General features: G+C 41.8%; 22 protein-coding genes. 15 read left to right on the top strand and 7 right to left on the bottom strand.

Going from position 1 to position 19847, the window contains the following annotated elements; translation table 11 throughout:
• The first annotated feature begins 315 nt into the window (after positions 1–315).
• The 7 genes from ACWQ4X_RS04850 to ACWQ4X_RS04880 all read left to right on the top strand — a co-directional run bounded on the left by ACWQ4X_RS04850 (position 316) and on the right by ACWQ4X_RS04880 (position 6101).
• Complete coding sequence (locus ACWQ4X_RS04850) at positions 316–1245, top strand: patatin-like phospholipase family protein (protein WP_457902896.1); 930 nt, start codon at positions 316–318, stop codon at positions 1243–1245.
• A gap of 265 nt (positions 1246–1510) precedes the next feature.
• On the top strand, positions 1511–1702 hold the full coding sequence (locus tag ACWQ4X_RS04855; protein ID WP_457902897.1) for a hypothetical protein: 192 nt from the start codon (positions 1511–1513) through the stop codon (positions 1700–1702).
• Positions 1703–2004: 302 nt separating this feature from the next.
• Positions 2005–2529, top strand: coding sequence for an acyl-CoA thioesterase (locus tag ACWQ4X_RS04860; RefSeq protein WP_100240930.1), 525 nt, complete (start codon positions 2005–2007; stop codon positions 2527–2529).
• Positions 2530–2692: 163 nt separating this feature from the next.
• Complete coding sequence (locus ACWQ4X_RS04865; RefSeq protein WP_457902898.1) at positions 2693–3274, top strand: TetR/AcrR family transcriptional regulator; 582 nt, start codon at positions 2693–2695, stop codon at positions 3272–3274.
• Positions 3274–4467: an MFS transporter gene (locus ACWQ4X_RS04870; RefSeq protein ID WP_457902899.1), complete on the top strand. Its 1194-nt coding sequence runs from the start codon at positions 3274–3276 to the stop codon at positions 4465–4467. The genes ACWQ4X_RS04865 and ACWQ4X_RS04870 overlap by 1 nt, the downstream gene beginning before the upstream one ends.
• An 11-nt stretch (positions 4468–4478) precedes the next feature.
• Positions 4479–5372 carry a LysR substrate-binding domain-containing protein gene (locus ACWQ4X_RS04875; RefSeq protein ID WP_241627793.1) on the top strand — a complete coding sequence of 298 codons (894 nt, stop codon included), beginning with the start codon at positions 4479–4481 and terminating at the stop codon, positions 5370–5372.
• 117 nt (positions 5373–5489) lie between these two features.
• Positions 5490–6101 (top strand): glutathione S-transferase family protein, encoded by a 612-nt coding sequence (locus tag ACWQ4X_RS04880; RefSeq protein WP_457902916.1) that lies wholly within the window; start codon positions 5490–5492, stop codon positions 6099–6101.
• Positions 6102–6165: 64 nt separating this feature from the next.
• Here the strand turns inward: ACWQ4X_RS04880 and ACWQ4X_RS04885 are convergent, their stop codons facing one another.
• Complete coding sequence (locus tag ACWQ4X_RS04885) at positions 6166–7812, bottom strand: bifunctional 3-(3-hydroxy-phenyl)propionate/3-hydroxycinnamic acid hydroxylase (RefSeq protein WP_457902900.1); 1647 nt, start codon at positions 7810–7812, stop codon at positions 6166–6168.
• Between the two features lie 328 nt (positions 7813–8140).
• Positions 8141–8350, bottom strand: a complete 210-nt coding sequence (locus ACWQ4X_RS04890) for a hypothetical protein (protein ID WP_457902901.1) — start codon at positions 8348–8350, stop codon at positions 8141–8143.
• A 661-nt stretch (positions 8351–9011) separates the two neighbouring features.
• Between ACWQ4X_RS04890 and ACWQ4X_RS04895 the strand changes: the two genes are divergently transcribed.
• The 3 genes from ACWQ4X_RS04895 (at position 9012) to ACWQ4X_RS04905 (ending at position 10155) form a co-directional block, all read left to right on the top strand.
• Positions 9012–9269, top strand: a complete 258-nt coding sequence (locus ACWQ4X_RS04895) for a hypothetical protein (RefSeq protein WP_457902902.1) — start codon at positions 9012–9014, stop codon at positions 9267–9269.
• A 296-nt stretch (positions 9270–9565) separates the two neighbouring features.
• Positions 9566–9772, top strand: a complete 207-nt coding sequence (locus tag ACWQ4X_RS04900; RefSeq protein ID WP_457902903.1) for a hypothetical protein — start codon at positions 9566–9568, stop codon at positions 9770–9772.
• 185 nt (positions 9773–9957) lie between these two features.
• On the top strand, positions 9958–10155 hold the full coding sequence (locus ACWQ4X_RS04905) for a hypothetical protein (RefSeq protein WP_161932555.1): 198 nt from the start codon (positions 9958–9960) through the stop codon (positions 10153–10155).
• A 90-nt stretch (positions 10156–10245) separates the two neighbouring features.
• Here the strand turns inward: ACWQ4X_RS04905 and rsmD are convergent, their stop codons facing one another.
• Both rsmD and mrdA read right to left on the bottom strand, forming a co-directional pair.
• The gene (rsmD, locus tag ACWQ4X_RS04910; protein ID WP_457902904.1) at positions 10246–10800 is read right to left on the bottom strand and encodes a 16S rRNA (guanine(966)-N(2))-methyltransferase RsmD; all 555 of its coding nucleotides are present in this window, start codon (positions 10798–10800) and stop codon (positions 10246–10248) included.
• Positions 10800–12857, bottom strand: coding sequence for a penicillin-binding protein 2 (gene mrdA, locus ACWQ4X_RS04915; RefSeq protein ID WP_457902905.1), 2058 nt, complete (start codon positions 12855–12857; stop codon positions 10800–10802). The genes rsmD and mrdA overlap by 1 nt, the downstream gene beginning before the upstream one ends.
• Positions 12858–13108: 251 nt before the next feature.
• On the opposite strand from mrdA, the gene ACWQ4X_RS04920 reads away from it, so the two are divergent.
• From ACWQ4X_RS04920 to ACWQ4X_RS04935, 4 genes are all read left to right on the top strand, one after another.
• Positions 13109–13636, top strand: a complete 528-nt coding sequence (locus ACWQ4X_RS04920) for a hypothetical protein (RefSeq protein ID WP_457902906.1) — start codon at positions 13109–13111, stop codon at positions 13634–13636.
• A 60-nt stretch (positions 13637–13696) separates the two neighbouring features.
• A complete protein-coding gene (locus ACWQ4X_RS04925) occupies positions 13697–15013 on the top strand; it encodes a hypothetical protein (protein ID WP_457902907.1) in 1317 nt (438 codons plus the stop codon).
• Positions 15014–15098: 85 nt separating this feature from the next.
• Positions 15099–15758, top strand: coding sequence for an adenylate kinase (adk, locus tag ACWQ4X_RS04930; protein ID WP_457902908.1), 660 nt, complete (start codon positions 15099–15101; stop codon positions 15756–15758).
• 85 nt (positions 15759–15843) lie between these two features.
• Positions 15844–16026 (top strand): hypothetical protein, encoded by a 183-nt coding sequence (locus ACWQ4X_RS04935; protein WP_151504211.1) that lies wholly within the window; start codon positions 15844–15846, stop codon positions 16024–16026.
• 51 nt (positions 16027–16077) lie between these two features.
• Here ACWQ4X_RS04935 and nth read toward each other — a convergent pair whose 3' ends face one another.
• Together nth and ACWQ4X_RS04945 are read right to left on the bottom strand one after the other, a co-directional pair.
• On the bottom strand, positions 16078–16776 hold the full coding sequence (nth, locus tag ACWQ4X_RS04940) for an endonuclease III (protein ID WP_151504210.1): 699 nt from the start codon (positions 16774–16776) through the stop codon (positions 16078–16080).
• 2 nt (positions 16777–16778) lie between these two features.
• Complete coding sequence (locus ACWQ4X_RS04945) at positions 16779–17570, bottom strand: RnfABCDGE type electron transport complex subunit B (protein ID WP_336929868.1); 792 nt, start codon at positions 17568–17570, stop codon at positions 16779–16781.
• Between the two features lie 342 nt (positions 17571–17912).
• On the opposite strand from ACWQ4X_RS04945, the gene gdhA reads away from it, so the two are divergent.
• Positions 17913–19256: an NADP-specific glutamate dehydrogenase gene (gene gdhA, locus ACWQ4X_RS04950; protein WP_457902909.1), complete on the top strand. Its 1344-nt coding sequence runs from the start codon at positions 17913–17915 to the stop codon at positions 19254–19256.
• 64 nt (positions 19257–19320) lie between these two features.
• Here gdhA and ACWQ4X_RS04955 read toward each other — a convergent pair.
• Positions 19321–19847: DUF4377 domain-containing protein (locus tag ACWQ4X_RS04955; RefSeq protein ID WP_457902910.1), on the bottom strand; the 527-nt coding region annotated here is incomplete at its 5' end.

The raw sequence follows: 19847 nt of genomic DNA on the forward strand, positions 1-19847 counted from the left end.
CATCTGAATTTGAAGAAGCCAGTCTGCAACCGCAAGGCTGGCTTTTTTTATTTAAGGTCTTGTTATCCGTATTAAAATACCATCTAAGCAGGTGAATTGAAACTCAGTTGCGAAAATGCAGCACAGTCTCCATGATTTTACGGTTTTTCTTCATTATCTTAATGCTGCAAGATGACATTTTTACGAAATGCAACAGTGAAAAACTGTCGTTTGCATAGAATAACCATCAGTCCCGATCAGAGAGTTTAGTCCGCCTTGAAATTGCTTCAATCTAATTTAGTTATTGGCATTATCTGCATGTTTTCAGGGCAAGCCATGGCTCAGTCATCGCTATTTTCTTTTAATCAGAACCCTTCCAAGCAAATACAGGTTGAGGCTCAGGTCAAAGCAGATCGTGTCGATTTTAAAAAACTGAAGCAAACTGAACACCGTCCTATTGTGGCATTGGTGCTGGGGAGTGGTGGGGCGCGAGGCTATGCCCACATTGGTGTGATTCAAGTGCTAGAACAATATGGCATTCATCCCGATATGATTGTGGGCACCAGTGCCGGCAGTGTGGTCGGTTCCATTTATGCCAGTGGAAAAAACGCACAGCAATTACGCGACATTGCGCTGAATATGAAGGCGAATGATGTGCGTGATGTGAAGTTAGCCATGACAGGCTTTTTTGATGGTCAAAAGGTGGAAGACTATGTCAATGAACAAGTCTTGAGTACGCCCTTAGAACACTTGAAAATTCCGATGTACGTGGTGGCCACTGAGCTGAGAGAAGGTAAAAAGGTCGTATTTAATTATGGCAATACAGGGCAAGCCGTGCGTGCTTCTGTTTCGATTCCGAGCATGTTTATTCCAACAAAAATTGCTGGTGAGGAATATGTTGATGGTGGCTTGGTTAGTCCAGTGCCTGTGAATGTGGCGCGTGAGTTGGGTGCAGATATTGTGATTGCCGTGGATATCTTGGCGCAGCCTGAACATACCGAAACCAGTAATGTCTGGGGATTGTTCAACCAGAATATCAACATTATGCAAAACCGTTTAGCACAAGAAGAACTGAAACATGCCGATGTGGTGATACAACCCGATTTAAGGGAAAAGTCACATATTTTTGATGTGCGCGGGCGTGAAGAAACCATGCAAGCAGGTGTTACGGCTGCGGACAAACAATTGAGCAGTATTTTCAAAGTGTTTGATCAGCAGAATTTTTCACACGGTTATAAAATTCCTCAATTTACTGTGAAGAATTAAGGCATGACTGAAAAGGGGAATATTAAAAGCCTCCTTATTTATATGCAAAAACTTGCAGTACAAGATGATGAGTCGTCAGACAATAAACTTTATAAATCACATAACTTATCTTAAATTGTATTTTTATAATCTATTGAAATAAATTAATTTATTTTAAAATGGTCAGAGATGATGCTGTTTAAAGAAATTTATTTACAGTGATATTCTTGCTCAATATACTGCACTTTAAAATTTTCTTCTTCTCCTAAAAATGAAAACAGCATCCATGTCTTTACAACAACTTGAATTGGGTCAAACCGTAAAATTGGCATCACTTCCAAATATGTTATTCAAAATTGTGGCGCTACATTGCGATGGTTCCTACCAAATCAGCGCTGATTTAGATGTTACAACTCAACTCAGTTATGACCATGTCTGTCGAGAAATGCTGAGCGTCATTGAAATCGATGCTACATAATTCCCTTAAAATTTCTTAAAACCTATAAAATTGGGCTGAATCCATCGTTTCATGCAGATTCATATTGATGCATCAACTTCAAGGCAAGTGAAGCTGAAATCAATATTATTCTAAATAAATATAATGAAATTATGAGTTTAAATTAAAGTAGACTGCTTTAATATATATTTTACTGAATGATGTGCTAATCACTATAAATAATAATGATGACTTTATTGCCGATTTGAACATGTTATTTACGACAAAAGTTATATAATAATGACCACATATTCTACTATCTTTGTAAGAGTCTAGAGAACGCGATGTCCCCATTAGATCAAATTACTCCAATTTTAGATGATCAGTCGGAGTTGACCATGTCTGTATTGATGACTCCAGATATGGCAAATTTCTCGGGTAATGTCCATGGTGGAACTATTTTAAAGTTGCTGGATCAGGTGGCATATGCCTGTGCAAGCCGCTATTCAGGTAGTTATGTTGTGACACTATCGGTTGATAAGGTGAACTTTAAAGAGCCGATTCATGTTGGCGAACTTGTAACCTTCCTTGCCAGTGTGAACCATGTTGGTCGTACCTCTATGGAAATTGGTATTCGTGTAGAAGCGCAAAATATTCAAAAGCGTACTATTCGCCATACCAATAGCTGTTATTTCACCATGGTTGCCGTGGATGAAACAGGTAAGCCAAAACAGATTCCACCATTGGATTTAAGCAATGAATGGAAACGTTGCCGCTTTGAAGCTGCGGAACAACGTAAAGTGGCGCGTTTACAAGAGAACCACCACCCATCTTGCAGCATTTATAAAAAGGCGTCGACACCGAGCTAAAATTTAGCTTTGTTTAAGCGCAACCCGTGAGTTTCAGATTCACGGGTTTTTTTATCTCTAACCTTTCTCTAAATCATTAGTCCTTGGTCTTAATTGGCTGGTACATACCTAATATTTAGATTATTATAAAACGATACGTATCGTTTCGTTTATGTGGTGAGCTATGTCAGAGCTGGAAAAAACTTCTCGGCGCAAGCAATGTATTTTGGATGCCGTAATTGCAGCCTTGGAAGACTATGAATACAGCAAATTGACAGTCGAAGAGATTGCCGCACGGGCAGGTGTGGGTAAATCCACCATTTACCGCTGGTGGAAGCACAAATCTGATTTGGTCTTTGAAGCCTTTAAGCAAGAAACGGCTTCGGTGTTTGAACTGGACTATGCGCAAAGTCTGGAATTTAATTTAAAACAGCAGTTATTAAAATTATCGCATGCATTGAACCGTCCAATAGGGCGTGCCTTGATGGTGGTTTTATCGGAACATCGCGAAGCGGCAGGGGAGTTTTTTAGTCAGTACTTATTGCCGCGCCGTGAAGCGACCCGAAAGTTGATTCAACTGGCGATTGAGCAAGGCGAGATTCGAGCTGATTACCCTTTTGAACTGATGCTCGACACTTTATATGCCCCAATTCATTATCAGATGATTTTCTTTAACCGACAGCCTGATGAAGCTTATATTCAAGCTTTGCTAAATCTAGTGCTGCAACCTGCTCGGATAAATGTCACCCCTCAGGTAGATTCCTAATGACGACGGACCTGCATGAAAGTCGGCTGTGGAATCGGGCATTTATTTTTTGTGTACTGAATAACCTGTTTTTATTTACTTATTATTTCGCGATGTTGGCGATTCTTCCTGTCTATATCATGAGAGATTTGGGTGGGTCGGTAAAAGAAGCCGGTTTGGCGCTGACGCTATTTTTAATTTCCTCCATCTTAGTACGTCCATTTTCAGGACTGATCTCGGAAAAAATTGGCAAGAAGCTGAGCTTCCGTGGCTCGGAAGTTCTCTTTGTCTTGTTTGCCTTCAGTTATCTATGGATTGACAGCATGTGGAGCCTGCTCCTGGTGCGTTTTATTCATGGCATCTGGTTCAGTATTTTGACCACTGTGACCGTACCTGTGGCGAATGAATTTATTCCTGAACAACGCAGAGGCGAAGGCATGGGCTACTTTGTGATGTCGACCAATTTAGGCGTGGTCTTTGGTCCTTTGCTGGCATTATCCATCACCCAATATGCCAGTTTTACTGTGCTGTTTGCTGTCCTCTCTGGATTAATTACCATCGGGTTTTTATTCTGCCTTTGCATTCCAGTTCAGGATGATGAGCAGCAATCTTCAATCGAACCCGCATCTTCCAGTTTAACGGTACACGATATTATTGAGTTTCGAGTGTTGTCGGTCGGTGTGGTGGCGCTATTAACGGCTTTTGCTTATTCGAGTGTGATGAGCTTTATTGCGGCTTATACTGAAACCAAACAGCTGATGGCATATACCAGTACATTTTTTCTGGTGTTTGCCTGTTCTATGATTTTTGTTCGCCCTTGGGTCGGACGTTGGTTTGACCAGAAAGGTGCCAGTGCCGTGATTTATCCCTCCTTTCTACTGTTTGCATTGGGGCTAGCGGTGGTGAGTCAGTTGCATCAGGCATGGGTCTTGTGGTTATCGGCTGTGCTCATAGGCATTGGCTATGGCACCTTGTTTCCGTGCTTGCAAACGGTGGCCATTCAAAGTGTACCCAAACAACGGATCGGACATGCCATTTCCACGTATTTCACCCTGTTTGATTTAGGTTTGGCAGTAGGTTCCGTGATCATGGGATTATTGATTGCATATTGGGGCTATACCGCAACGTATCTGTTTTGTGCTGGAATGACTTTAGTGACACTATGGGTGTATCGGGTCAAAGTGGCAGCTCAAGTTGTACGCGTTCAACATTAAGGAGAACATAGATGGAACTACGTCATTTACGCTATTTTGTTGCAGTGGCTGAAGAGCTAAATTTCACCAAAGCAGCGCAACGCATGTGTACAGTACAACCTTCTTTGAGTCAACAAATCAAGGATTTGGAACAAGAAGTTGGAGTACAGTTATTGGTGCGCTCCAACCGTAAAGTTGAACTGACTGAAGAAGGTAAAGCCTTTTTGAAAGAAGCCTTACTCAGTTTGGAACATGCAGAAAAAGCCATTCACGATGCTCGGAAAGTGGCAAACATGAGCAAAGACCAACTGCATATTGGTTTCGTGCCTGTCGCCGAGATGAAGATTTTTCCTTACATCATGCCCAATATCCGCGCGCATTTTCCTGATTTGAAAATTCACTTCCACAGCCTGACCGATGCAGACCAATTCAAAGCCTTAAAGAAAGGCGACATTGATATTGCATTCACCCGCTATATTGATGAATCCAGTGAACTGGAATATGTACAAATCTTTAATGAACCCTTGGCATTGATTGTCCCGAAAGACTCAGCTGTAGCCGCACAACGGCATGTCAGCATCAAGAGTTTCAATCAGCAAGATTTTATTATCAGCGATGAAGGGGCTTCGCCGCAGTTGTATAAAATCATTCAGGATTTTTTTAAACAATCCAAACTCAATGTGAATGTGGTTCAGCACTCCACCAACATTTTGCTCAATGTAAATTTGGTGGGGATGGGGGTCGGTTGGAGTCTAGTACCAGCCTATGTCATTCCATTATTGGGCGATAAAATTGTGGTAAAGAACACCATCGAACCTTTACCGACCATTGGTTTGTACGCCAGTTATCGTAAGGAACAGCGCAGTGAAGCGATTGAACTCATTTTAAAAATCTTAAAAGAACAATTCTATACAGGCATTCTCTAAGCTTGGGATTGCAAACTCTAGCAGCAGCGAAAGTCATGGATGACAGAACAACCACGTTGTTATGGTTCAAGCTATGCTAAGGTAGCGCAAAATAACAACAGTAGAAGCATAACAATGATGCAGTTGTATACCAATCCGCAATCGCGCGGTAATACCATTTTGCCTTTTCTAAAAGAACTGAACATTGAAGATCAGGTTGAACTGATCAATATTAGCTATGAAGATCTTCATCAAGCACCGTATTTGGCTATTAACCCAATGGCAAAAGTACCTTGTTTGGTTGATGCTGATATCGTGGTCACGGAGGTGCCTGCGATTATTGCCTATTTGGCGGATAAGTATATTGAGCAAGATTTTGCCCCAGCACTGAATGACCCGAAACGTGGTGCGTATTTGAAATGGCTATTCTTTATCCATGGTCCATTAACTGAATATATGGATGTAAAAAATCTGAACGTTGCAGCGGATCTGATTGAAAGTAAAAAGTCAGGCTTAAGTTTTGGTGATGAACAACGCTTATTCCAGTTTTTAAAACAAGGCTTGAGTCAGGCGAAACCGTATTTGTTGGGAGAAAAATGTACAGCCGCAGATTTATATTTGGCGTATTGGTTGGTCTATGCCATGGCGTTTAAGCTGCTCACGTATTTTGAAGAAGCCAAACCCTTTTTAAGACAGATGAAAAGCCGAGCCTCGGTGCAAGGGATTGCTTGGTTCGATGCTATTGAATAATTGCTTTTAGCAATAACAAAAGCCCAGAATGTGTTCTGGGCTTTGTCTTCGATCAGGGTTGAGCTCAGGCAATTAACTGATTCGCTTCAGCTTTGCTATGTAATTTCGTGAACAAGGCTTGGCTAATCTGATCGGCACTTTGTGGAATCGCAAGTGCGGCTACAAAGCGGTCAGGGCGTAAAATCACCATCGAGTCATTGGTACGACCAAACCACGTGCGGATTTTAGTGCCAATATCCCCCACACAAATCACACCATCGTATTGTTTGCGCTTCTCGTTTTGCAGCTGAATTGCAGGTAATACTTGAATAAATTTCACCCCCAATTTTTTCCATTGCTGCATGCTGGCTGCTGATAAGCCCCATTGTGGGTCTACCCCCCAAGCCAAGATTGCGAAGTCATTGCCAATCACTTCGTCTAACAGCACTTGTTCACCTGTGACCAATTGCACTTTGGGTTGAATAAACATTTTACCCACAGGCGAGTTCTTTTGCGTATTTGGAATCAGTACGCCATCATGATATTGCGGCATCGGCTTAAAGCGCATTTCCAGTAAATACTGTTTAATTGGCTTGATATAGTTTAGTGCATAGGCAATTCCATCACGGACAAAACCTTGCCATTTTTTAGGTGGCGCGAGGACATGACCTGCCATCACGGAAAGATCAATCATGGCTTTGGCATGATCTTTACGTTCAATTTGGTAAGAGTCTAAGAGTTCAGGACCTGCTTTGCCTTGAATCACCAAGGCCATTTTCCAGCCTAAGTTAAAGGCATCACGCATACCACTGTTATACCCTTGACCTTGCCACACAGGCATAATGTGGGCAGCATCGCCGGCCAGTAAAATTCGATCTACACGAAACTTCCCTGCAATGCGGGCATTGTGGGTATAGACACGTTGACGAATTACTTCAATGTTTTGGGTATTCGGTAAGACTTTGGCCAACAGTTTATTGATGTTTTCTGGTTTGCTCAGTTCTTCTTGGGTTTCACCTGGCATCACCATAAATTCAAAGCGACGAATGCCATGCGGTAAAGCAGCCGAGACATACGGGCGCACAGGATCACAGCATAAATAGATATGCGGTGTTGCCAATGGGTCATTTTCAATATCAATCACAATCCATTGGTTAGGTGCTGTTTTACCATCAAAGCCGATATTTAATGTGCGACGAACAACAGAGTTTCCACCATCACAAGCAATCAGATACTGCGCTTTAACGACTTCATTTTGTCCCTGTTTATTCTGCATTTTAAGTGTTACGGACTGCGCATCTTGGCTAAATTCCATCAGTTGACGTGAAAATAGCACTTCAGTTTTTGGATATTGCTTCAATCCTTGAAGCAACACATTATCCACTTGCGGTTGAATAAAGGCATTTCGACGTGAGAACCCAAATTCGCGGGTTAAAGGTTGAATATCTGCAAAGCAATGACCTTTAGGCGTTAAAAAACGCATAGCATGGTTAGGGGTGGTATGCGGTAATACTTGCTCCACCAACCCTAAAGATTGAATGGTGCGCAATGCCTCATCATCAATACCAATGGCACGCGGGTAATCAATCAGTTGATCCAGTTGTTCAATGACAGTGACCTGTACGCCTTGCTTGCTTAAATAATTGGCAAGTGTTAGTCCTACTGGACCAGCGCCAAGGATTGCCACTTCTGTCATAAATTCAGTCTTGTTTGTGCTCACAGCGAATTCCATTCAATCCATTCACAATGTGGCTATTAACGGTCAAGCGCAGGCTGTAAACAAGCTATGCCATAGTGTAGAGCTAGTATGAATAAGGCCGAAGATGGTTTCTATTTTTTTAATATTTTATTGATTTAAAATGACTTATTATATTTTTAATGATAGTTGATCGCATGGGAATCATCATAATTAACTATCTTCATGGTCGAGGTTTCTGAAGTTTTGGCGGTTCCTAAACGTAAACAGGTGAATCAGAACAATCTGAATCACCTGCGATTTTCTAGAGCTTTCGAGTGAATGAGGTGGAGTGAAAGTTCTAGAAAAACTGGTTTATGCGACCTTATTGAGCAGGTGTCGCTTCACTTGCAGAATCAGCTGCAGGTGTTGTGTTTGGTTGAGCCGCTGTACCTTCGCCCGCAGCAGTCGTAGGCTGTTCTTGAGTTGAAACAATCACTTTTTCTTCTGCTTGAGCATGCTCGTGTGTCGCAGCAAAAGTCGTTGTTGTGGCAGCAGCAAAAGTCATTGCAAGTAGGATATGAGTTAATTTCATAATAGGCATCCTGAGTTATAAATGAGATAAAAATTAAAGCTGTTCTACTTATCATCACTTAAGTAAGAACAGGACTCATGCTAAGGATTCAGGGCATTTCAGGCAATTCAAGCTACAAAGCGAAACAGAATAAATTACGTGAATAATACAATAATGTGCAAACTGTGTAGCCTAAGTAACGATTGGAGGAAACATTCGGCAGAATTTGTATTCAAATATTTCAATTGCATTAAATTGAATGAGATGCGCTTACTGAAAAAAAACATAACAGCAGAAAAATCAGTGCTTTTTCGCTTAAGTAATCTGGTTTGACTTGTAAGGAAATATTTCTAAATTGAATAAATTGATTATAAATTCAACATATTGAAAATTAATAATCTATTTTAGTGGAAACTTGGCAGATGTTTCTTCATCTGTGAAAGACAGAGAGAATAGCTCAAGCTGGCTTGCGCAATCTCATAGAACTGTAAAGCACACAGCAAATCCATCAAGAGTGTTACAGTCGATATGCTTTGGATGGTATAAAATATAGACTCGAATGCATAAAAGTCTCAAAGAAACTGAAAGCAAGGCTATAACAAAAAATGAACATGTTGTTTGTTTTCTATCCATGCTTCTTCTGAATAATGAAAGAGAATACCCAGTAGACAAGGGGAATATAATGATAAAACTAGTCTTGCTCTCTACTTTGTCGGTTATGCTGTTATCGGGATGTGTTTGGTACGATGACGATTGGTATGACCATGATCATCGCTATTCATATGGCTATGATTATGATCATCGTCGACCTTCGTATGGCTATGAATGGAATGGACGTCCAGAATATCGCCCACCACAGAATCGACCTCCAGAGAATCGTCCACCGAGTCATCGACCTGATCGCCCGAACTATAAACAGACTAAACCTCTGCCACATTAACGCGGGTTCACTTTGTGATAGGCGTAGTTTTGCGTCAATCCATTCAGTCAAATAAGGGGAAGCAGAAACTTTTATTTGACAGGATTTTGAGAGGATATATTGGGCAAAATAAAATGAAAAATTGAGCAAGGCAGCAGAATCTTGAGCGTCTGATACTAATTCATCGCAAAGCGAATCTCTTGCGATCGGGTTGACATATGACAAGAAATAGAACAAAAAATGCACAAATTTAAAAGTTCTGGTCTATAGATAAGGTGAATAATAAAGATTCGACCCTAGTTAAAAGGGGATTGAAAATGATTAAAGCAACCTTATTGCTTGTACTGACTGCAAGCTTGATGATGGGTTGTATGTCAAATAGTACTGGCATGGACAAATCATATTCGAGTCCAATGCTCCAACAAACTGATTATCAACCAGAACCGTCTCATCAAAAATATATGGACAAAAATGGTTCATCTCCCACAGTTGATTTTATCCGATACCCATTAATTGAGCTATGAGTATCCTGAGACCAGACGGAGACTGTATTCTCCCTCTGGTTTTTTAAATTGCGTATTTTTATCAACTGCTTTTTACAGCAAGATCTGCTAGTTTAACTCCGAACAGAAAATAAACAAAATAAATGCCTGTCGGTGCAGCTGATCATAAATAATTAAAAATGAAATTCAAAGGCTGGAGCAAAATAATGATTAGAAATATTATGCTGTTGGTTTTGACTGCAACATTATTCACAGGATGTTTATGGTATGACGATGATTATGACCATCGCCATCATAATGGTCCTCCGCAGCACCATGACTCGGATCATCGACCAGATTCAAATCATCATGATCATATGAATAATAATGACTATGACGATCATAACCGGCCTGCACCGCGTTAATGACTTTGGTGTCTGTGTATAACTTACAGAGCAAGATCAAAGCCCAGTCAAAGTTCAGTGCGCAATGACGGGTTGATCTTTGCATCAAGATTAATTTGTTGTGACTTTCTTATATAAAGCCGCGCGTACGCTTCCAGCCTTGGTTTGCTTCATTGCTTGCCAAGTTGCTGGCAGATTCAGACTGTTCAGATCACGGTCTGCTTCGACATAAATCAAACCGTTTTCAGCAATCAGCGGATCAGCCTGTTTTGCCAGCTCCTCCCATAGATCCAAGCTATAAGGTGGATCTAGAAAAACCAGATCAAAGTTAGATTTCAACGTCGATAGGGCTTGTTGTGCCGTGGTGACTTTTAACAGGCAATTCTCTGCTTTTAATAATTGTATGTTCTGTTTCAGAAACTGTGCCTGTGTACGGTCAGGTTCAATCATGGTCACATGCTTGGCACCACGAGACAAAGCCTCAAAACCTAAAGCTCCAGAACCGGTACACAAATCGAGAACTTGCGCATTTTGAATATCCCACATGAGCCAGTTGAATAATGTTTCACGCACTCGATCTGGGGTCGGGCGTAATCCGTCAATGCTGGCAAAGGCGAGTTGGCGGCGTTTCCACTCTCCGCCAATAATTCTGAGTTGATTTTTCATTATTCGACATCCTCCGCAGCTGCCACAGGTGCAGCTTGGGTGGTAGCTGTAGCGAGTTGTTGGGCTGTTTGGGTAGTAGCGGTCGCTGGTTGCGCCTGAGTATTTGTCGCTGGGCGTGCCTGAGTAGTTGCTGCTGGGGGAGTTGTACCACTTGGCAATTCGCCAGGCTTAATTCCTGCAGTCATTAAGCCACCACTAATTTGATGCCCTTCAGGTTTAATCGGGTTCTTTTTACGTTGCAATAACCAATAGTCAAAAACAGGGCGGGCTAACTGCGCTGCAGAACCACCATGACGACCATTTTCCCATACCACCGCAATCGCAATTTCAGGATTTTCGGCAGGTGCAAAACCGACAAATAAACCGTGGTCTAACTGGCGCTCAGTCAGTAGCGCTTCATTATAGCGTTTACCCTGTGCAATACTTTTAACCTGTGCTGTACCAGTTTTACCTGCAATTTTATATATCGGGGTACGAATCCCTCGACCAGTACCTGTTTCAATCACATCGACCATGGCATCACGCATTTTGACCCAGTCTTCATCTGTACCATTAAACAGGATATGCCCATCAGGTGCATTCAGTACTTTATGCGGTTTCGCCCCTTTACTGGCTTGCAATACATGTGGAATCACATGTGCTCCATGATTGGCGGTAATGGCTGTTGCCATAGCCAATTGTAATGGTGTTGCAGTAAAAGCACCTTGACCAATACTCACGGAGATGGTTTCGCCCTTGAGCCATTTGCTTTTTCGGGTACGCATTTTCCAGTCTGGGTTTGGATAGAGGCCTTCACTTTCACTCGGTAAATCCACACCAGTTTTTTGACCAAAGCCAAATTGGCGCATCCACGAGTTCATTTTCTCAATACCCAGACGGTATGCGAGCACATAATAGAATGTGTCACATGAGACGACTTGGGCTTTATGCAGATTCACCACACCATGACCTGATTTTTTCCAGTCACGGAACTTATGTGAATCGCCGGGTAGGGTAAAGTAACCGTGATCGGAAATCGCTGTGCCCCAGTCGATATAACCATAGTGAATCCCCCCTAAACCAAACATCGGTTTAATGGTAGAACCCGGTGGATATACCCCTTGTACGGCACGGTTATACAGTGGCTGATCCAAATTGTCGCGTAAGCCGCTATAGTCGGTATGGCTAATGCCTGTGACAAAAAGGTTTGGGTTAAAACTTGGACTGGAAACCAGCGCCAGAATTTCTCCTGTACGCGGGTCCATGGCAACAATCGCACCACGACGTCCCGCCAGTTGCTCGGTTGCAACAGTTTGTAAGCCATAATCCAGTGAAAGATATAAATCATTACCACGTACAGGTTCTTTACGTCCTAAATGACGTAGGACGTTCCCGTGAGCATCGGCTTCCACAGATTCATTGCCCGGAACACCATGCAGCAATTCTTCATAAGACTTTTCTACCCCGATTTTTCCGATCAGGTTGGTTCCCGCATACAAGTCTTTGTCAATGCTTTTGAGTTCTTTGTCATTAATTCGACCCACATAGCCAATCACATGTGCGAACAGCTCACCATGTGGATAATAGCGGGTCATTTGAGTCTCTATATTGACCCCGGGAAACTGGAATTTCACCTCACTGAATTTGGCGATATCGGTTTCTGTCAAATTCAGTTTAATAGATACGCGTTCGGTTTTTTTCGAGGTTTTAATGCGTGACAGGAAGCGCTCAATATCCTCATCAGTCAGACTTAAAACTGGGGTGAGGCGCTTAACTGTATCGTCAATATCGTCCACATCTGCACGGCTCATGGTCGCGGTGAAGACGGGATAATTATCCGCTAATAAAATCCCGTTACGGTCATAAATATAACCACGTGCAGGGGCAAGCGGTTGCAAGCGAATACGGTTCTGGTCCGATGCAGTTGAAAATTGCTGATATTGCATAATTTGCAAATAGGCATAGCGTGCAACCAACAACAGCATAAAGAAGCTGACAATCCCGACAGAGATAAAGACTCGATTGCGATAAATGCGCTTTTCTTGTTGGACATTTTTTAAAGGAAAGTGCTGCTTCATACGCGATTGACTTACACAGTGGGGGAGAATCAGGAAGGCGCTATTCTACCCCAAGTCAGAGTCTTTGATAATGTTTATCTACGGGAACACCTCTGGGCTTGGTTGTTTTATTGCAACAGGGTGTTTTGACCTTTTAGACAGTAAAAACAGCAGGCGTTGTATATAAGATTAGAAACAATTCTGTTAAAGTCAAAAACATGCAAAAAATTTGGAATGCATGCACAATTAAAATAAGGACAAAGGTGACAATAATGACAAGAGTTTATCCCTTGTTAGCATTGATAACATTATTCAATACTGCTTATGCACAGGATCAAAATTATCTGCCAGACGCCAAATTGACACCTGAGAGTGCCAGAATGTGGAATATAGGTGCAGGAGTCACCCAACAGTTGGTGCATTTAAATACCGAATGGGTCAATCCTTACGGGATAGCTTATGCCAAGGCGGGTTTTTTCTTAACAGATGATTCACCTTTTGGGGCACAGCTTGGCTTTAGATATCCTTACTATTTCACTGGGAAGGATAAAAACGGGTATTATGTCGGCGTCTATGCAGGGCATATTGCCAGTAAGCAAGTGGACAATAAAGATGAAACGCGTTTAGGTGCAGGTGTAGATCTTGCATATGTATTGTTGGATCGAGATCGAATCAGTACGTTTAGTGTGGGGATTGGGGCAGGAGAAGAATTAAAGAATCGTGAGGGTGAGGTTGTGGAACACATTGAACCAAAAATACAATTCTCTTATACATTAAGTATGGGCTTAGGCAGAAAATAACCTGTTTAAAAAATTAAGAATTAATCTCTGTTATTTCGTTATTATTTTGGAAAATTATGCATGCTTGAGTACATCAATCAGTTGTGGCAAACCTTTTTGAATCGTCCCGATTTTTGGGCTGTGCTGAGCATTATTCCAGTAACTGCATTTGTGACTTGGGCGCACGTTTGGATGGCGCTCAAAATGGTGTTCTATCCAATTAACTTCTGGGGCTTCCATTTAGGTCCTTTACCTGTGGGTTGGCAGGGGATTGTGCCACGTAAGGCGGGACGTATTTCAGGCATCATTACTGATAATACCTTGTCCAAATTGGGTTCTTTACGTGAATTTCTCGATGCCATGGACCCTGAAGACATGGCACGTATTATTGGGGAGCAGGTCGGATTTGAACTGGAACATCTGATTGATGAAGTAATGGTCGACCGAAATGCAGTGCTTTGGGAAAATTTACCCTATTCGATTAAACGACGTATCTATGCACAAGCACACAAGCAACTTCCAGGGGTGTTGAAAGAACTGGTAACAGAATTAACTGTGAACGTTGAGTCATTGGTCGACATGCGTGAAATGGTGGTCAGCCAAATGGAAGGCGATCGCCGTTTGATGGTACGCATGTTCCTCAAAGTTGGGCAGAAAGAAATTAACTTTATTTGGCATATTAGTGCCTTGATTGGGATGTTCTTTGGTGTGTTCCAGATGATTGTCTGGTTCGTGGTGCCATGGCACTGGACAGTCCCATTTTGGGCATCAGTTTGGGGCTTTTTAACCAACTGGATTGCAATTTGGATGGTCTTTAACCCGATAGAACCACATTATGTACGTTATCTGCAACTGACTGAATTAACTAAAGATCGTAAGTTTCCTTGGGTGAAACCTGTCTGGCCGAGAATCGGAACGTATAATATCCAAGGCGCGTTTATGAAGCGTCAGGAAGAAGTATCGGATGTATTTGCCAGTGTCGTTACTGAAGACTTGATTACGTTAAAATCTATCATGACCGAAATGATGTATGGCAGTAAAAAGGACAAAACTCGTCGTATCGTCAAACGGCATATTAACCAAATTATGGAAACTCCACTGGTTCGCACGTCATTACAGCTCTCTTTAGGGCCAAAAGAGTACGCAAAACTCAAGACGGACTTGATTGATCGCTCAATTGAAATTACGATGGTGCCAGTATGCGACCCTGCGTTCAATGCGAGCCGTGCACAGAAAATCTTTCAAATGTTCAGAGAGCGTATCCGAGAGTTAACGCCGAAAGAGTTCCAGAACCTGTTACGTCCTGCATTTCAGGAAGACGAATGGATTCTGATTGTATTAGGTGGGGTCACTGGATTTATAGCTGGTACAATACATTTGTTTGTGGCTTTCTTATAATTAGATACTCATGCTGACTGTTTAGATCTGCATAATTGTTGGCTCGAAGTATCATACATATTGTTTTAAATGAGGATGTTTTTTTATGCGCATTATCTTACTCGGACCACCTGGAGCAGGTAAAGGTACACAAGCTCAGTTGATCTGTAAGCGCTACAATATCCCACAAATTTCAACCGGTGATATGCTCCGTGCTGCAATTCGTGAAGGTACTGAATTAGGTCTTAAAGCTAAAAGCGTAATGGAAAGCGGTGGTCTGGTTTCTGATGAACTGATCATTGGTCTTGTGAAAGAACGTATTGCTCAACCTGATTGTGTGAACGGCTGCATTTTCGATGGTTTCCCTCGTACAATTCCACAAGCTGAAGCTTTGGAAAAAGAAGGGATCAACATCGATCACGTGATCGAAATTGATGTACCTGACGAAGAAATCGTTCAGCGTTTGTCTGGTCGTCGCCAGCATCCTGCATCTGGTCGTGTTTATCATGTTGTTTACAACCCACCAAAAGTTGAAGGCAAAGATGACGAAACAGGTGAAGACTTGGTACAACGTCCTGACGACCAAGAAGAAACTATTCGTAAGCGTCTAGGTTCATATCATACAGAAACTGAGCAGTTGGTTGGATTCTACCAAGGTCGTGCTGCTTCTGGTGAAAATGCTCCGACTTATGACAAATTAAATGGTTTACGCCCAATTGAAGACGTACAAAAAGATTTGTTCGCAATTTTAGATCAGTCAAAATAATTCAAACCTGAATTTTTGACTTTAAAAGAGTCCTAAGTCATATTAGGGCTCTTTTTATTTGTCCTAAATTTTTGAGGATACGATTTTGTTAAAAATTGGTTTATTCATTTTAGTGTTGGCATGCTTGGTCATGTTACTGGGTTTGTTATATATCAGCTTTAAAATGTTAAAAGAAACCCAACAAAAGCAAAAAGAAGAAAGTAAAACTGCGGAAAAACCCCAATATCAGTTACATCCGAAATTGAAACAAAAACAGCCTAAAAAATAAGAGCGTGATTTTTGGATAACAGCGTATCTTGTGCTAGATGCGCTGTGCTCCTTAAATATTATTAACAGGAATTGCGCGGGTAGCCCCAAATTCAAAACGCTCTGGCCAATTACACACATCTGACACCACGCATTCAGCACATTTGGGTTTACGTGCGATGCAGCAGTAACGACCATGTAGAATCAGCCAGTGGTGCGCATCGACCATAAATTCTTTAGGAATAACTTTGACCAGTCGGTGCTCAACTTCGAGGACATTTTTTCCTACTGCCAAACCTGTCCGATTGCCTAATCGAAAAATATGCGTATCCACCGCCATGGTGGGATGTCCGAATGCAGTATTCAACACCACATTTGCAGTTTTACGTCCAACGCCAGGTAAGGCTTCTAAGTCGGCACGATTATTCGGCACTTGACTGTTATGTCGTTCAATTAAAATTTGGCAGGTTTTAATGACATTTTCAGCTTTGGAATTATATAAACCAATGGTTCTGATGTATTGCTTGAGCCCTTCAACACCTAACCCCAAAATGGTTTCAGGTGTATTAGCGATTGGAAACAATTTATCTGTGGCTTTATTGACACTGACATCAGTGGCCTGAGCTGAAAGGGTTACCGCAACTAATAACTCAAATGGTGTAGAAAAGTTTAACTCCGTTGTCGGGTTGGGGCGCTGATCGCGTAAACGTTCAAAGAAGGTTTGAATTTGCTTCTTGGTCATGTTTTTAACGGTAGAGGTTTTGGTCACCATGTTTAAGCTCCTTGCCAAGCATTGAGTTGTTCGGTCAAGGTTAGCAATTGAGCACGCTTGTTTACATCTTCACGAACGCTAAGTTGTTTCTCTAACTTTTTAATTTGTGTTCGTAATTTTGCCAGCTCAATGGTTGATTTGGCATCTTGTTGGGTGACAGTAGGTGTTTTGTCGGCAACTTCAATTACAGGTACTGAATCAAGTTGAGTGGAGAATTGAGCAAATAATGCTGTATCAATTTCGGCACGTACTACAGGGCCCTTACGTTGCAAGCGACGAGTTTCTTCACGTTGAATATGGGCATAGTAGCGTTGGCGTAAATCGTTTTGTTCTATTGTGCGTTCAATTTCATTCGGTAAGCTATTTAAATCTTCGACTAAATCAATACAGTCAACTGGACAGGGTGGAATACAAAGTTCACAGCCCGTGCATAAATCAGTCAACACACTATGCATGAGTTTCCCCGATCCGATAATCGCGTCAACGGGGCATGCACTAATACATTTGGTACAACCAATACATTCATCTTCTCGAATAATGGCTTTCATTCGTTGTGGACGACCATCCGATTGAAGAGGCCATACGCTTTCCTCTGCTTTTAGAGATGGGCGTTGTAATAATTCAGCTAAAGCATCAGCCACAGGCTGTCCACCTGGGACGCATTTATTGGCAGCTTCTCCTTCAGCAATTGCTTTGGCGTAGGGAAGGCAACCATCGCGATGACCACATAAACCACATTGAGTTTGGGGAAGTAGCGCGTCGATGTGTTGAATGAGAGCAATTTGCGAAATCATGCGAAAACCACGCCTGCTTTTAGAACAGGATTAGAGAGATAGAGTCAAATTTTTCTGAATTTTAGCATGATTTAGGTGATTAATCTTGTGTTCCAAATTAATGCATTAAATGTGTTTATATGGTGCAAAAAAAGGTGGGATTGTTAAGTCAGGGTTTAAAAATATGAAAGACAAACTTTATTTAATAGTTAAAATAATTATTTGTTATATATTGAAAATATCAAGTTATTTTAAATAAATATTGTGGAAGGTGGATAAAAAGTATTTAATGTTTTGCGCCAAAATTTATCACTTAATTTAATTTTGACCTATTTTGATTCATAAATTGCTGAGGATGAAGTGTTGAAATACAGTAGCCTAAACGACTTTTTGGATTACGTAAAAACACGTGATGCACACCAACCCGAGTTTCTACAAGCGGTAGAAGAGGTGATGACCAGTCTGTGGCCATTCATTGAAAAGAACCCAAAATATGCGGCACATGGATTACTTGAGCGTTTAATTGAACCAGAACGTGCCATCCAGTTCCGCGTATCATGGGTAGATGATCAAGGCAACACCCATGTAAATCGAGCATTTCGTGTTCAATACAACTCAGCAATTGGTCCATTTAAGGGTGGGATGCGTTTCCATCCCTCTGTCAATTTATCCATTTTAAAATTCTTGGGTTTTGAACAGACTTTTAAAAATGCCTTAACAACGTTGCCTATGGGTGGCGGAAAAGGCGGTTCTGACTTTGACCCTAAAGGGAAGTCAGAAGGCGAAATTATGCGTTTCTGCCAAGCATTAATGATTGAGCTATACCGTCACTTAGGTTCTAACACAGATATTCCTGCTGGAGATATTGGTGTTGGAGGCCGTGAAGTCGGCTATATGGCTGGGATGATGAAAAAACTCAGTAATGATACTTCTTGTGTATTTACTGGAAAAGGTTTGGCATTTGGTGGGTCTTTGGCACGTCCAGAAGCAACGGGTTATGGCACAGTATACTTTGCTGAAGAAATGCTAAAAACGCGTGGTGACAGTTTCCAAGGAAAAACTGTGACCATTTCAGGTTCGGGTAATGTTGCACAATTTGCTGCCGAAAAAGCCATGTTCCTAGGCGCAAAAGTTGTATCACTTTCAGACTCGAATGGTACAGTTTATGTCAAAGACGGCTTTACTGATGAACTTCTGAGCGAAGTCATGCATTTGAAAAATGTGGCGCGTGGTCGTATTTCTGAGTTTGCATCTAAGCATGGTTTTGAATATTTGGAAGGCAAACGTCCATGGGGCATTCCGTGCGATATCGCTTTACCGTGTGCCACCCAGAATGAATTGACTGGTGAAGATGCGGAACTGCTTTTGGCGAATGGCGTACTGTGCGTGGCTGAAGGTGCAAATATGCCGTCGACCCTAGATGCAGTAGAAAAATTCGTGGCTGCCAACATTTTGTATGCACCGGGTAAAGCATCCAATGCAGGTGGTGTGGCGACTTCTGGTCTTGAAATGTCGCAAAATGCATTGCGTTTAGGCTGGAGTTTTGAAGAAGTCGATGAGCGCTTGCATGCCATCATGAAAGACATTCATCGTAATTGTGTTAAATACGGTACGAAAGCAGATGGTAGCGTCAATTATGTGGATGGTGCCAATATTGCGGGCTTCGTGAAAGTGGCAGACGCGATGTTGTCTCAAGGTGTGTTCTAAATCATAGCCGCCTAAGTTATAAAAAAGCCGATGGACATCCATCGGCTTTTTTATTGAACGGACTTTATTTGACAGTTTCAGTCTCAACCACCATGTCTTTGACATAGGCATATTTCGATTGATCTGCAGCTGGGTTTTGACGTTCAAAACGTTTTACACGAACAATTTGACGAGTTTTCGGATTGTGCGTGTAGCCTTCAATATGGTCGTAGAATAAGGTCCAGTCTTGATTCACCGCGGTTTTTACACCTTTGTCATCGTATTTGATTTCACGGACTTGTAGGCAAGTCATTGGACCTACGCCAGAGCAGGCTTTGGTTTCAGGTGAAATTTCTAGAAAAATGGTTTCACCCTGAGATTGGTACTTGGTTTCAGGTGTCATTTTACCCACAAAAATGTGTTTTTCACCTTTGGCAGAAACTAGGGTTAAAGTTGGCGCTTCCACATTTTCGCTATTCAATGTGAACTGAATGGCACGCTCGCCCAGTAATTCTGCGGCTAAATGCTCTTGTTGCATTGCTGGTTCAGCACAAGCCATTTGTGTGCCCATCATTGCACCTGTGACAATTTTGTCGCCTTCAATTTTCCAAC

Source organism: Acinetobacter sp. NigerLNRRAM0016, assembly GCF_054112845.1.

Bases quoted from the DNA above. Each gene is read 5' to 3' on its own strand.
- ACWQ4X_RS04850 (WP_457902896.1), top strand. From the start codon at position 316: ATGGCTCAGTCATCGCTATTTTCTTTTAATCAGAACCCTTCCAAGCAA.
- ACWQ4X_RS04885 (WP_457902900.1), bottom strand. From the start codon at position 7,812: ATGGAATTCGCTGTGAGCACAAACAAGACTGAATTTATGACAGAAGTG.
- ACWQ4X_RS04945 (WP_336929868.1), bottom strand. From the start codon at position 17,570: ATGATTTCGCAAATTGCTCTCATTCAACACATCGACGCGCTACTTCCC.
- ACWQ4X_RS04905 (WP_161932555.1), top strand. From the start codon at position 9,958: ATGATTAGAAATATTATGCTGTTGGTTTTGACTGCAACATTATTCACA.
- ACWQ4X_RS04880 (WP_457902916.1), top strand. From the start codon at position 5,490: ATGCAGTTGTATACCAATCCGCAATCGCGCGGTAATACCATTTTGCCT.
- ACWQ4X_RS04870 (WP_457902899.1), top strand. From the start codon at position 3,274: ATGACGACGGACCTGCATGAAAGTCGGCTGTGGAATCGGGCATTTATT.
- mrdA (WP_457902905.1), bottom strand. From the start codon at position 12,857: ATGAAGCAGCACTTTCCTTTAAAAAATGTCCAACAAGAAAAGCGCATT.
- rsmD (WP_457902904.1), bottom strand. From the start codon at position 10,800: ATGAAAAATCAACTCAGAATTATTGGCGGAGAGTGGAAACGCCGCCAA.
- ACWQ4X_RS04920 (WP_457902906.1), top strand. From the start codon at position 13,109: ATGACAAGAGTTTATCCCTTGTTAGCATTGATAACATTATTCAATACT.
- ACWQ4X_RS04890 (WP_457902901.1), bottom strand. From the start codon at position 8,350: ATGAAATTAACTCATATCCTACTTGCAATGACTTTTGCTGCTGCCACA.
- nth (WP_151504210.1), bottom strand. From the start codon at position 16,776: ATGGTGACCAAAACCTCTACCGTTAAAAACATGACCAAGAAGCAAATT.
- adk (WP_457902908.1), top strand. From the start codon at position 15,099: ATGCGCATTATCTTACTCGGACCACCTGGAGCAGGTAAAGGTACACAA.
- ACWQ4X_RS04875 (WP_241627793.1), top strand. From the start codon at position 4,479: ATGGAACTACGTCATTTACGCTATTTTGTTGCAGTGGCTGAAGAGCTA.
- ACWQ4X_RS04860 (WP_100240930.1), top strand. From the start codon at position 2,005: ATGTCCCCATTAGATCAAATTACTCCAATTTTAGATGATCAGTCGGAG.
- ACWQ4X_RS04925 (WP_457902907.1), top strand. From the start codon at position 13,697: ATGCTTGAGTACATCAATCAGTTGTGGCAAACCTTTTTGAATCGTCCC.
- ACWQ4X_RS04900 (WP_457902903.1), top strand. From the start codon at position 9,566: ATGATTAAAGCAACCTTATTGCTTGTACTGACTGCAAGCTTGATGATG.
- ACWQ4X_RS04865 (WP_457902898.1), top strand. From the start codon at position 2,693: ATGTCAGAGCTGGAAAAAACTTCTCGGCGCAAGCAATGTATTTTGGAT.
- ACWQ4X_RS04855 (WP_457902897.1), top strand. From the start codon at position 1,511: ATGTCTTTACAACAACTTGAATTGGGTCAAACCGTAAAATTGGCATCA.
- ACWQ4X_RS04895 (WP_457902902.1), top strand. From the start codon at position 9,012: ATGATAAAACTAGTCTTGCTCTCTACTTTGTCGGTTATGCTGTTATCG.